Genomic DNA, 12,640 nt, shown 5'->3' with positions numbered 1-12,640 from the left:
ATAAATATGAATAAACTACAGGGGAGTGGGCGCAAGCGGCAACTGGCACTCATTGTTGCCGGCGTTATCATTGTTGCCGCCGTGATTTTCGGCTGGCTGTCAGTGCGGCAGACCACACTGAATCCGTTGTCTGAGGATGCAGAGCTGGGAGCCAGTGTGGTGCATGTTGTCAGTGCGGTTCCGGGCCGTATTATCTCGATCAATGTCGAGGAAAATAGCAAAGTTCAGCGGGGCGACCTGTTGTTTACCATTGATCCGGATCTTTATCGGCTACAAGTCGAACAGGCGCAGGCCGAGTTGAAAATGGCGGAGGCCGCCCGCGATACTCAGCAACGGACTGTGGTCGCTGAGCAATCCAACGCGGCAATTACCAATGAACAAATTGTCCGAGCGCAGGCCAATCTCAAATTAGCCACTCAGACATTGGCCCGTCTGCAACCTTTGCTCCCGAAAGGCTATGTTACCGCGCAGCAGGTCGATGATGCAGCGACGGCGAAGCATGATGCCGAAGTCAGCCTAAAACAAGCATTAAAACAATCGTTTGCCGCAGAGGCTTTGGTGAGCAGTACCGCCGCCTCTGAAGCGCTGGTGGTGGCACGCCGAGCAGCACTGGCGATTGCCGAACGCGAACTGGCGAATACACAAGTTCGTGCGCCCCACGATGGCCGGGTTGTCGGGTTGACTGTCTCAGCAGGTGAGTTTGTTGTCCCGGATCAGGCCATTTTTACTCTCATTAATACCGAACATTGGCATGCCTCAGCATTTTTCCGCGAGACAGAATTGAAGCATATCAAAGTGGGAGATTGTGCCACTGTGTATGTGATGGCGGACAGACAGCGCGCGATTCAAGGGCGGGTCGAGGGGATTGGTTGGGGCGTGAGTTCTGAAGATATGTTGAATATCCCGCGTGGCCTGCCTTATGTGCCGAAGTCATTAAATTGGGTGCGTGTTGTCCAGCGTTTCCCAGTGAGAATCAGTCTGGAAAAACCGCCGGAGGACCTGATGCGAGTTGGGGCGACTGCCGTGGTTATCGTGCGTAATGACGACGGTTGCTGACGGTACCCTTGGCGGCATCATCCGCCAGGCAAAAGCTGATTTAGCCTATTTCCCCGGGCGGGTGGCGATGGCCTGGCGCGTTGCTGCGCTTTGTGCATTGATGACTCTGGTTGCTATGGTCTACGGCATTCCAGAATCCGCGATCAGCTGTTATCTCATTATTTTCGTGATGAAACCGGATGGTGTAGAGAGCATGGTGATGGCTATTGCTATCACCATATTGGTATCGCTGGTCGTCGGTTTGGTATTCCTACTTATCCACTTCACATTGGAAGCTGCACCATTGCGCATGGCGGCTTTGATTGTCAGCTCATTTTTGTTTCTCTATCTCGGCTCGGCCAGCAAACTCGGCCCGGTCGGCAGTATTATTGCGCTGGTGATTGCTTTTGTGATGACGTTGCTGAGCAATATTCCCATGGGGGAAGTGGCAACGCGGGGGCTGTTGTATGCTTGGCTAATGGCTGTTTCCCCGATGTTATTGATTATTGGCTTCAACCTTTTCTTTGGCCGGGCACCTCAGACGTTATTGCGCGCCAGCTTATCCGAGCGGCTATCTACCGTGGCGGAGGCATTGCGCGAACCTAGTGCCGCCAACCTCGCCGGTGTTGGGGATTTGCTACAAGAAGGGCAAAATGAACATCAACAACGGGCGCTTTTTGTGCGTATTTTTCATCTGCGCCCCTCGGCTGAAGCGGCTTGGCTGGAGAACGCGGTAAAAAGCAGTTACCGGTTACTGTTGGCGACCTCGGCTTTACCCGCGGCCTCACCGGAGAATGTGCGCCTTGAACTGGCGAGCTACTGTAGTGCTGCGGCACAGGCAATTTTGGCGAGAAATGTGGTTGATATTCCTCACTTTGCTAGTGAAAGTGCCAGTGATGAAATCAAGGAAATCAGCAACGCGCTGAGAGCATTGGCGACCGGGGAGAGTGGGCAAGATTTGGATGCGCCGAAATCCTCATTCTTTGCCGCAGATGCCCTCACCAATCCTGTTCATCAGCAGTTTGCTCTGAAAACGACGGCCGCGGCGCTGATTTGCTATCTGATTTACACCGCGTTGGACTGGCAGGATATTCATACCGCCATGATCACTTGCTATGTTGCTGCGCTGGGCACCACCGGCGAGACGGTGCATAAACTGGTTTTACGGATTATTGGTTGCTTGATTGGGGCGCTGATGGGGGTGCTGTCGATTATCTTCATCATTCCCCATCTGAATGATATTGGGCAATTAATGGCGTTGGTGTTTGGCTGCATTCTATTGGCCGCTTGGGTGTCATGTGGCAGTGAGCGCATCGCGTATGCCGGTGTGCAGGTAGGATTGGCCTTCCTGCTGACGGTATTGCAAGGTTTTGGGCCGAGTACCGATCTGGGCGTGGCCCTTGATAGAGTGCTGGGTATTTTGCTGGGTAATCTGGTGGTATATGTGATTTTCACCCGATTGTGGCCGGTGGCGATTACAGATGCGGTGCGTGTCCATATCAATAATGCCTTGAAATCGCTAACGAATTTGGCTGCATTATCGCCCGATGCACGGCCTGCGGCGCTAAGAGAGGCCACCACTGTTGAGGCGGAGATTAACAGTGCGCAAGAAGAGCTGGCGCTGATCCCCTTCGAACCCGCGCAATTGCGCCCTTCGCGAGAAGAGTGTGCGCGCTTACAAGCAATACTGGCTGAAATGGGCAAGTTGTGCCCGGTGTTGTTTCTCCCCACTGAAAAATCGGCGTCCGATGTAGAACAATTGCGTCGGCTTTCGACAGGTGGCGATGCTACGGCATTATCTAATGAGCAAAAACAGAATGGCGCATCATTACGGCAAGAGTTATTACAAAAAGAGCTATTGCCAATTGATCTGACTATTCAACAACGTATAAAGCGGCTTGAGGAACTTCTGGGAATTGGATGACATGATGACGCACGTTGTATTGACGGCCCGGATAGTCAAAATAAGTTTGACTGGCTCGGTATTGAGTCTGAGCATGTTGATCGCCGGTTGTGCTACAGATCGCTTGGATCTTGCACCTGCATCTTATACCGAACCTTGGTCGCCTGATGCCAATGCTTCGGTGGGGAGCGGTAACTTTTCTGTCCCACCGAATCCGTTGGTGGCGGAATTGGCCCCGCCGCCGACCATAAAAAGTGACCGCGCTTATTCGTTACCAGAATTGATTGATATCGCCCAAAGTCAGAATCCGGATACTCGAATTGCCTGGCAACAAGCGCGGCAAGCAGCACTGGCGGTAGGAATGGGGGAGGCGATATTTTTACCTATCATTTCAGCGAGTGTGATTGGCGGCTACCAGAGTACCACCACGCCGTTACCTTACGCGATTGGCGGCGATAAGGATCTAAAAACCTCCGGCAGTGCAGTGGTTCCTGCTTTGGCATTACAGTGGCTTATCTTTGATTTTGGTCAGCGCAGCGCGCTGCTTGACGCCGCTAAACAGACTTCCTATGCCGCGAATGTGGCCTTCAATGGTATGCACCAAAAGCTCATTTATGATGTCACCCGCAGTTACTTCCAATATGGTGTGGCACAAACTCAGCGCCAGATAGCAGAGCAAACACTGAAGAATAGCTTAAAAATTCAAGATGCTGCCGAGGAACGTCGTAAGAATGGGGTCGCGACGACAGTTGAAGTGGCGCTGGCGCAGCAGCAGGTTGCACAGTCTGAGTTACGTCGCGTGATGGCAAAGGGCACTGAACGTGATGCTTATCAGGCATTGCTGGGCGCGATGGGCGTTTCTCCGTCATTGGATATCAAAGTCGGGTATGCCGAGGATCGTGCTTTGCCAAAGGGGATCAGCGCACCGACCGAAAAAATGATTCGGCTGGCGCTTTCCCAGCGGCCGGATGTGTTAGCCAGTTATGCGGCGGTTGAAGCCGCTAAAGCGGGTATCAAAGCAACAGAAGCTGATTTCTTGCCGAAAGTCTATCTGGCCGGGGCTGTGGCGGGGGGGGATGGGCGTTTTGATATTCAGGGCTTGCCCGGCATCAGCCAACAAACCTCATCTTCCAGTATTTTGGTCGGCGTCAGTGTCCCTCTTTATGATGGCGGAATTCGTGCGGCGCGGGTGAAAGAGGCAGAATCCCGAGCCGCAGTTGCTGCCGAAGGATTTAAGAAAACGCAGGAGTTGGCAGTGCGTGAAATCGTGGTGGCGGCAGATACATTGCGCTCTGCGCTTGAATCCAATCAGGCGGCACTCAATTTGGTGAAAACCTCCTTTATTACCTATGACGCCGCACTGGAATCTTATCGCAATGGTGTCGGCACCATAACAGTGGCTAATGAGACTGCCAATGGGTTGTTGAATGCGCAGCAAATGAGCGCTGACGCGCATGCCGCTTCTTTGGTCGCTGCCGCTAATCTGGCTTTTGTGATGGGCAAAATGACGAATACTTCAGAATCATTGGCACTGCTGCATTAGCTGCTGGAGCAGTGAGCTATGTAGATTATGGTGCCAATAAACAGGGGAGAGAATAGCGCTATGCTAATAGCATTAGGGTGATTCTCTCCCCATTTTTACTCTACTGCTCAACAGGTTGCATTAGGTTTTCTGAATAACAGGTTCAAATACAAACGGTTTTTCTGGTTGGAAATGTGATGAGACATCGCCAGTATACTGAGCCGCTTGTGGCGTATTGATCTTCAGCTTTTTCACGTCAGCAGATTTTGAAAAATCGACCTTATTAAAATCAACCCAAAATGTATTTGGCATCAATGTAGATTCAAAATAATAAATCTTATTTTTCTGGTCTGAGAGAGTTCTCCAACGGGTGGAGGAGATATTCGGTTCATCGGGTGTACTGATACCATAAGGAACGGAAACTGAACGAATAACACTCAATACGCTCGCTGTAGCCAGTTGCTTATCGGTATATTTGGGAATCGCATTAATATAAAACTGTGCCCGAACAAAACGATCACTGGAGCTATTGGTGCCCGGTAGCATGTTGGTGCCACCAATTCTTTGCCAATATGAGTTAATTGCTAATTGTTTATCATAGGTCGGTGAGTTTGTGACCACCTGATATTCCCGGTTATGGTGGATAATGAGCTTGCCATCAATATATTCAAATATGGCGCTATCACCACTGGCATCTGACAGTGTGAGATGAATGGTGCCCAGCCTTTCCTGACCAGGGACATTACTGGTTAATACGGTAATAGGATCTTTTTTAAATTCATTAACCGCTTCATCGACGGTCGCAAAATTATCAAGAACATATTGCCCCCAGGCTGCCAGTGAAATGTTAGGTTTAGCTGGGGTTGGCTCTGGGTATTGGGATTCAGCCAGCCACAGCATATTCACCACTAAGCCCTTTTCATTCATGCCGTCAGTAGTCGCAATGTTATAGGCGGCGGTGATCACGCTGCCATATTTTGATGTCCAGGTCACTGAGTTTGGCCCCGCATTCCCAGTGCGCTCCATTCCCCGTGGGAATATCCACAGATCAGAATGAAGATCTTCTTTCCAATCCATCGAGCGGGCGGTTATTACTAAATCTTCCGGCCCCAGATAAACAGCTCGGGTACAGGCTTGTGCTGCGGGAATTAGCGTGATGGTGCTGACAAAGGCCATCGCGCCTAATAGCATTTTAGATATCCGGTTTTTATTCATGCGTTACCTTTCCTATATCACAATAATCAGAATGCTTAAGTGGCAATTCGACGCTCTGGTTGATGCTCATCTGGATGTTAATAGTAGATTATCAGTTATAGAAAGCATGATCTTGCTTTCTATACCAGGAAGAGAATATTAAAAATTCAAATTAATGTTATGTCGGATTTACGCTAGTTGTTGTCAGCTATGCTGAAGCGGTCACAGGGGAAAATTGTCAGGATGAAAGAAACACACGGTCAGGACATCTATCATGCAGACAGATCCTTCGCAAAAATATCGGCCCTTTCCACCGAGATCCAGACTTTCATAGCTTGTTTCCGCCGACAAAGTGACTGAAGTGAACAATAATGATTATATTATATCTTCACCTATTGATACATTCATGACGTGTACAAAAACCTAAACTATATAGTTACTTAGCATGTTTTCCATTTTAGAATAAATATTCAGGGTGCTCAGCCATCATCTGGCTAGCACTCTTGTGCATATTGGCTCCGAGAAAATTAAGTTCTGCGGGGGCAGAGGACTATGCTCAAAAATTCAATGACACTCTCTTGCAATAAATTATATTTACGTTAATAGAGGTTAATTGATTCACAGTGATAATAGATTTATCTCTTATTTCTGATTCTTGTAATCAATCATTCCCGACGAATGTCACATTTCTGAAAAAATATTTGTAGGCATATTCCTACAACCCACTTCCAAAGCTGTTACTTTAATTTTTATGATATTTATTAAACCCTTTCACAGTATGGGTTTACGTTTCTCATGTAAGAAAAGTCTTACACATCAATGAGATGTTATATTGATTATTTTGTTTTAATGGTTACATTTAGTTACATTTAACGCGTTGGTGTTAAGTACCTAATGTTTCTACACTGCGCCTCGGGTATTTAATTGATGTGCTTATGTGTGTGAAAAATACCTATCAGATACCGTGTTATGCCATCCTGTGAATGGGTAAGGTTATCTACGGACAATTATTTTGTTATTACATACGCCCGACGTATCGGAGGGTGTTGGATATTGTGTTCACACAAGTAGATTATTTTTACGCGTTTTATCAGGAATGGATTTCCTTAATTCTCTTCCCTAACAAGGAATGTCGATGTCTTCTTCAAGCTTCCAAAATGAAATACCCAAAGCGCGTATTAATATTAAGTTAGACCTGCATACAGGTGGCGCTCAAAAGAAAATGGAGCTGCCTTTAAAGTTGTTGGTAATGGGTGATTACAGCAACGGTCAGGAACAGCGCCCGCTGTCCGAACGTGAAAAGCTCAATATCAATAAAAACAATTTTAACAGTGTGTTAGCCGAATTCCAACCGAGCTTGCAACTGGCCGTACCTGACACGCTGGCAGGCGATAACACTGATACTGCCGTGTCTCTGACTTTCCGTGAGATGAAAGATTTCGAACCGGAAAGCGTCGCGCGTCAAATCCCGCAACTACGCGCCTTGCTGGCGATGCGCAACCTGCTGCGTGACCTGAAATCCAATCTGCTGGACAACGCCACCTTCCGTCGTGAGCTGGAAAATATCCTCAAAGACGATGCCTTGAGCGATGAACTGCGCGCTGAACTGGCGGCCCTGGCCCCAAAAGACTGTTAATCGCTGGATTGGCTGCTTGCCATTAGAAAGAAGAAAAGGAACATGCTGATGTCTGTACAGGAAAACACTGCGCAGGGTACTGCCACCACCGTTTTAGAAAAGAATAACCCTGTAGCCCAAGGGGTTTACGCCTCTTTGTTTGAAAAAATCAACCTAAGCCCGGTATCTTCATTGACCGGTCTGGATGCTTTCCAGAATAACGATGCTATGGCGGATGCCACCACCGATGAGCGCGTCACCGCCGCCGTCAGTGTCTTTTTAGACTTGCTGAAGCAGTCGTCAAAAAAAGTAGAGAAGCTGGATAAAACCTTGCTGGATGGTCACATTGCAGCACTGGATGACCAAATTAGTCGTCAGTTGGATGCGGTGATGCACCACCCTGATTTCCAGCGTGTCGAGTCCACCTGGCGTGGCGTTAAATCCCTGATTGATCAAACCGATTTCCGTCAAAACGTTCGTATTGAATTACTGGATATCAGCAAAGATCATCTGGTGCAGGATTTTGAAGACGCGCCTGAAATCGTGCAAAGCGGGTTATATACTCAGACTTACATTCAGGAATACGACACCCCTGGCGGCGAGCCAATTGCAGCGGCTATCTCCAACTATGAATTCGACCGCAGCCCGCAAGATATCGCCTTATTGCGCAATATCTCCAAGGTAGCGGCGGCGGCCCATATGCCGTTTATCGGTTCCGTTGGCCCCGAGTTCTTTGGCAAAGAGAACATGGAAGAAGTGGCGGCGATCAAAGATATCGCTAACTACTTTGACCGCGCCGAATACATCAAGTGGAAAGCTTTCCGCGACTCGGATGATTCCCGCTATATCGGCCTGACCATGCCGCGCGTGCTGGGGCGTTTGCCGTACGGGCCAGACACTGTGCCAGTGCGTAGCTTCAACTACGTTGAACAGGTGAAAGGGCCAGACCACGATCGCTATTTGTGGACCAATGCCTCGTTTGCCTTTGCCGCCAACATGGTGAAAAGCTTCATTAAAAATGGCTGGTGCGTACAGATCCGTGGGCCACAGGCCGGTGGTGCAGTCACCAACCTGCCAATCCACCTGTATGACTTGGGTACCGGTAATCAGGTGAAAATCCCGTCAGAAGTGATGATCCCGGAAACGCGCGAATTTGAGTTTGCCAACCTGGGCTTTATCCCGCTGTCATACTACAAAAACCGTGATTACTCGTGCTTCTTCTCGGCTAACTCCGCCCAGAAACCGGCGCTGTATGACACGGCTGATGCCACCGCCAACAGCCGCATCAATGCCCGTCTGCCGTATATCTTCCTGCTGTCGCGCATTGCCCATTACCTGAAACTGATCCAGCGCGAGAACATCGGCACCACCAAAGACCGCCGTTTGCTGGAGCTGGAGCTGAACAACTGGATCCGCACACTGGTGACGGAAATGACTGATCCTAGTGATGATTTGCAGGCGTCCCATCCACTGCGTGATGCGAAAGTCACGGTAGAAGATATTGAAGACAACCCAGGTTTCTTCCGCGTCAAACTGTATGCCGTGCCACATTTCCAGGTGGAAGGTATGGATGTGAATTTGTCATTGGTTTCCCAGATGCCGAAGGCTAAGGCATAAACGGAGACACGATGAAAATTTATCGTCCGTTATGGAATGAGGGGGCATTGCTGTCCCCTCAGCAGTTCCAGCAACAGTCAGAATGGGAATCCTTCAGGAGTGCTGGAGTGGCTTCATTGGCCTCCCCATTCCCATGGGGCGTGGAAAAGGTGGATTTTGATGACAATTTACTGTCTTCCGGACTGATACAAATCCGTCACCTGCGGCTTTGGCTCCCTGACGGCACATTGGTTGACACACTCAACAGTGATTTACCCCCTGTAGCACGTGAGTTGGTGATCGACCAGATCGCGGGTCAGGAGGCGGTGACTGTCATGCTTGCCCTGCCGCTGATGCAGCCGGGAACGTCCAATGTGCAGCAGGAAGTCACTGTTTCTGAACGCCCACTGCGTTATCGCGAGGAATGGGTCACTGTTCCAGATGCTTTTGGGCCTGAAGAAGAATCGATGGCGGTGGCACGTTTTAACCTGACGATTCGTTTCCAGCATGAAAGCAACGAATCGTGGAAAACCTGTGCAATTGCGCGTCTGGTGCGTGATGGGCAGGGCGGATGGCGTCAAGACCCCCAGTTTATCCCCCCAATGGTGCTATTTTCTGCCAGCCCGATATTGCGTGAGCGTCTGGTTTTGCTGAATCGCCAGTTGCGCTCCCGCCGTCAGCGTTTGATGTCAATGCGCCGTGAGAGTAACGAACGGCTGGCTGACTTCGCAGTTGCGGATGTTTCCCTCTTCTGGTTGCTCAATGCCCTTAACTCTCACGCTCGTGTATTGACCGAATATGAGCGTTTCCCTGCTCGCCATCCTGAGCAAGTTTGGGCTGAGTTGGCGCGTCTGGCTGGGAGCATGCTGACTTTCTCGCTCGATAGCGATCTTGATGCGATACCGGGGTATGACCACGCGGAACCGGGTAATACGTTCCCACCGCTGTTTGATCTTATTAGCGGATTATTGGAAGCCAGTTTGCCATCACGGGTTATTGCTCTGGAAATGTCACGCCCTGATGAACAGACATGGAAAGCATCCTTGCATGATGTGCGCTTGCGCGAGGAAGCGGATCTGTACCTCTCTGTGCGCTCTGATATTCCAGCTTGGCAAATTGCCGAGCGATTCCCAGCGCTTTGCAAGGCGGGTTCTCCAGATGATGTGAATGAAATCTACAGTGTGGCGCTAAAAGGCATTCCGCTTATTGCGGTAAATCGCGTCCCTGCTGCGCTGCCAGTTCGTTTGGAAAATCAGTATTTTGCGCTCGATATGGAAAGTGTGGCTGCCCGAGACATGTTGGATCAAGGGGTGTGTATGTTCTATGTCCCTTCTCTTCTGGGGTCACTGGAACTTGAGTTATTTGCGGTGTTGCGCTCATGAGACAAGAAATCGATATTGACCAACTGATGACAGAAACTTGGTTGACGGTCGCCATGCTGCGACACGGAGCCAGCACACCTGATGGTAAAGCGCTGTATCAGAATTGCCTAAAACAGGTTGAAACTGTTCGTGAAGCGCTGGAGAAAGCTGGCTACGACGACGCCAGCATTGAACACATTACTTATGCTCAGTGCGCCCTGCTTGATGAAACCGTGATGAGCCGTAAGCCAAAGGGTACCGAAGAGGGTGAGGAAATCACTGTCGACGACGGGCAACGAGCTTGGCGAACGGCACCCCTTCAGGCCCGTTTTTTCGGTTCCCTGCACGCCGGTGAAGCTATTTGGGATCGTATTGCTGAAGTGCTGCGGCAACCAGCACCTGTCGCAGCGGTGTTAACGTGCTATCACCGAGTGCTATCGCTGGGTTTTCAGGGATTGTACAGCGTGAAAACGGTGGATCAGGCCCAGCGGGATGAAACGCTGAAAGCCCTGAACGAGCGCGTTTCACCACCTGATGCGGGTTTATCGCTGATAGTTCACAGAACCGGCCGCCGCCGCTACACCCTATTACGCTCAGTGTGGTTCTGGGTTGCTTTCGCAGTGGTACTCACTGGGGTCGTATGGTGGGGGGGGCATCACTGGTTACAGCTATTGTTGTCCGCTCAACTCCCGGAGTTACGACACTAATGCGTAAATCAGCCATCGTATCCGGGGTGTTTCACATTTTCATCAGTGCCGCTGTGCTGTTATGGCTGCTGTGGTACTTCTTCCCGGTTGCAACGTGGGCCAAAGGGCTGCTCACGCTGGTGATTGTTATGATCGCCTGTCGGCTCGTGTGGCGACGTTATCGCCGTCGCTCCGATGCAGCTGGCACCATTGCCACAGTAGATTTGCCACTGATTGAAAACCAAAGCCCTGTAGTGTTGGTGTGTGGAGACGGGCTGGATAACCTGTTTCCAGAGCGGCCGTTGAGAAAAACCGCGCAAGGTTGCTGGCTGCGCGTCGGTGACATTAGTGCGCTCACCGAGATTGTTCGCAACATTCAGCTACAACAGCCCCGCCAACTGGGGCAACTTTCAATTATGTACAACTGTCTGCCGGACCAGCATCAGGATGAGGCGGTGCTGCGGGCATCACTGAAAGCATTGCGTCAACAGATCAAACAGTTGAGTTTGCTGACCGGCTTTCGGTTACCCGTGGTTTTGAGTTGCCAGTTCTCCGGGCCGGAAACACCGTGGAATATTGTTCGTGGGGCCGATGCTGTGGTGTGTCCAGCGAATGAAACTCTCATCCCACTACAGGAATGGCAACTCTCGGCAGATAACATCACGCTCCTCCCTATCCTGAGCCAGGCATTCACCTTTATCCGTGAAATTTTGCTTGATGAGCTAGAGAAGACTGACCGGCTTTGCCCGCCGGTGCCTCCTTTTGCGGTTGCACTGCGTACCGGTTATCCGAGAAGGGAAGATCACTCCCTTTGGGTTCAATGGCTGTATCGCCGCACCGGTCTTCAACTTGCTCAAACACCAGCGAAGTTTGAAGTTTCAGAGCGTTTTCCTGATGCGGTGCTTCCGCTGCTGTCGCCTTATGCTTTACCGGTACAGGGCGGGCAAGATTCTCGCCGTGTAGTGTGCCTTCTGATGTTATGTGCTCTGGGGGCCATTGGATTTTCTGTGGCTAATAACCGGAGCCTTATCTATCAGGTAGAGACGGATTTGCAACGCTGGCATGCGATTCCGATGACTCACTACCAGCCGAAAGCGCAGGCACTCGCCGCTCTTCAACAGGATACCTTGTTACTCGAGCGCTGGCAGCGGCAGGGGGAGCCTCTGAAATACAGTCTGGGGTTATACCCAGGGCAACGTCTGTGGTTGGCCCTTCAACAAGCCATTGATACCTACATTCCGCCGCCACCGCCTCCTACACCGGTGGAAAAGCAAACGCCAAAAACCGTCCGTCTCGACGCGTTATCGCTATTTGACACCGGAAAGTATCAGCTCAAACCGGGCAGCACCAAAATGCTGGTCAGCGCGCTAATTGATATTAGGGCCAAACCCGGCTGGCTGATCGTGGTGGCTGGGCATACTGATATCACCGGTGATGCCAGCGCCAACCAGACACTTTCACTTAAACGTGCCGAAGCTCTGCGTGACTGGATGCTGTCAACCAGCGACGTCTCGCCAACTTGCTTTGCGGTACAGGGATACGGGGCGACACGCCCTATCGCGACTAATGAGTCAACGGAAGGGCGCGCGCTTAACCGTCGGGTCGAAATTAGTCTGGTGCCGCAGGCCGATGCCTGTCAGGTGCCCGAAAAAAATGCCCAATAGATTTCAGGTTGCGGTTAGGCAGCAACCTGAAAGATGAAGGAAAACCGGTCGCAGGAACAAGCGA

The 12,640-nt window shown here is 50.5% G+C and carries 9 protein-coding genes; 8 read left to right on the top strand and 1 reads right to left on the bottom strand.

Features of this window, described 5'->3' with window-relative positions:
- Positions 1 to 6 precede the first annotated feature (6 nt).
- Genes mdtN through OP863_RS16595 form a run of 3 tightly spaced genes read left to right on the top strand, consistent with a single transcriptional unit; the run spans position 7 to position 4,481 of the window.
- Positions 7 to 1,056, top strand: coding sequence for a multidrug transporter subunit MdtN (gene mdtN / locus OP863_RS16605; RefSeq protein WP_145587693.1), 1,050 nt, complete (start codon positions 7 to 9; stop codon positions 1,054 to 1,056).
- Complete coding sequence (locus tag OP863_RS16600) at positions 1,040 to 2,959, top strand: FUSC family protein (protein WP_186368240.1); 1,920 nt, start codon at positions 1,040 to 1,042, stop codon at positions 2,957 to 2,959. The genes mdtN and OP863_RS16600 overlap by 17 nt, the downstream gene beginning before the upstream one ends.
- Position 2,960: 1 nt before the next feature.
- The gene (locus OP863_RS16595) at positions 2,961 to 4,481 is read left to right on the top strand and encodes a TolC family protein (RefSeq protein WP_265525614.1); all 1,521 of its coding nucleotides are present in this window, start codon (positions 2,961 to 2,963) and stop codon (positions 4,479 to 4,481) included.
- 120 nt (positions 4,482 to 4,601) lie between these two features.
- Here the strand turns inward: OP863_RS16595 and OP863_RS16590 are convergent, their stop codons facing one another.
- Entirely contained in the window at positions 4,602 to 5,537 is a 936-nt protein-coding gene (locus OP863_RS16590; RefSeq protein WP_404273971.1) for a linear amide C-N hydrolase, read from the bottom strand.
- A gap of 1,252 nt (positions 5,538 to 6,789) precedes the next feature.
- Here OP863_RS16590 and tssB point away from each other — a divergent pair.
- Genes tssB through OP863_RS16565 form a run of 5 tightly spaced genes read left to right on the top strand, consistent with a single transcriptional unit; the run spans position 6,790 to position 12,576 of the window.
- A complete protein-coding gene (gene tssB / locus OP863_RS16585; RefSeq protein WP_038630699.1) occupies positions 6,790 to 7,290 on the top strand; it encodes a type VI secretion system contractile sheath small subunit in 501 nt (166 codons plus the stop codon).
- Between the two features lie 42 nt (positions 7,291 to 7,332).
- Positions 7,333 to 8,886, top strand: coding sequence for a type VI secretion system contractile sheath large subunit (gene tssC, locus OP863_RS16580; RefSeq protein ID WP_265525613.1), 1,554 nt, complete (start codon positions 7,333 to 7,335; stop codon positions 8,884 to 8,886).
- 11 nt (positions 8,887 to 8,897) lie between these two features.
- Complete coding sequence (gene tssK, locus OP863_RS16575; protein WP_265525612.1) at positions 8,898 to 10,247, top strand: type VI secretion system baseplate subunit TssK; 1,350 nt, start codon at positions 8,898 to 8,900, stop codon at positions 10,245 to 10,247.
- Positions 10,244 to 10,933 (top strand): type VI secretion system protein TssL, short form, encoded by a 690-nt coding sequence (gene tssL, locus OP863_RS16570; protein WP_265525611.1) that lies wholly within the window; start codon positions 10,244 to 10,246, stop codon positions 10,931 to 10,933. The genes tssK and tssL overlap by 4 nt, the downstream gene beginning before the upstream one ends.
- On the top strand, positions 10,933 to 12,576 hold the full coding sequence (locus OP863_RS16565) for an OmpA family protein (protein WP_265525610.1): 1,644 nt from the start codon (positions 10,933 to 10,935) through the stop codon (positions 12,574 to 12,576). Before tssL ends, OP863_RS16565 begins: the two co-directional genes overlap by 1 nt.
- Positions 12,577 to 12,640: the final 64 nt, after the last annotated feature.

The organism is Yersinia sp. SCPM-O-B-9106 (C-191) (assembly GCF_026183365.1).
Lineage (GTDB): Bacteria > Pseudomonadota > Gammaproteobacteria > Enterobacterales > Enterobacteriaceae > Yersinia > Yersinia rochesterensis.
Note: the sequence above shows the minus strand (reverse complement) of the source record. Positions and strands in the feature narration are given on the sequence as shown.

Excerpts from the sequence above, each read along its gene's own strand:
- mdtN (WP_145587693.1), top strand. The coding sequence starts at position 7 with ATGAATAAACTACAGGGGAGTGGGCGCAAGCGGCAACTGGCACTCATT.
- OP863_RS16600 (WP_186368240.1), top strand. The coding sequence starts at position 1,040 with ATGACGACGGTTGCTGACGGTACCCTTGGCGGCATCATCCGCCAGGCA.
- OP863_RS16595 (WP_265525614.1), top strand. The coding sequence starts at position 2,961 with ATGATGACGCACGTTGTATTGACGGCCCGGATAGTCAAAATAAGTTTG.
- OP863_RS16590 (WP_404273971.1), bottom strand. The coding sequence starts at position 5,537 with ATGGATTGGAAAGAAGATCTTCATTCTGATCTGTGGATATTCCCACGG.
- tssB (WP_038630699.1), top strand. The coding sequence starts at position 6,790 with ATGTCTTCTTCAAGCTTCCAAAATGAAATACCCAAAGCGCGTATTAAT.
- tssC (WP_265525613.1), top strand. The coding sequence starts at position 7,333 with ATGCTGATGTCTGTACAGGAAAACACTGCGCAGGGTACTGCCACCACC.
- tssK (WP_265525612.1), top strand. The coding sequence starts at position 8,898 with ATGAAAATTTATCGTCCGTTATGGAATGAGGGGGCATTGCTGTCCCCT.
- tssL (WP_265525611.1), top strand. The coding sequence starts at position 10,244 with ATGAGACAAGAAATCGATATTGACCAACTGATGACAGAAACTTGGTTG.
- OP863_RS16565 (WP_265525610.1), top strand. The coding sequence starts at position 10,933 with ATGCGTAAATCAGCCATCGTATCCGGGGTGTTTCACATTTTCATCAGT.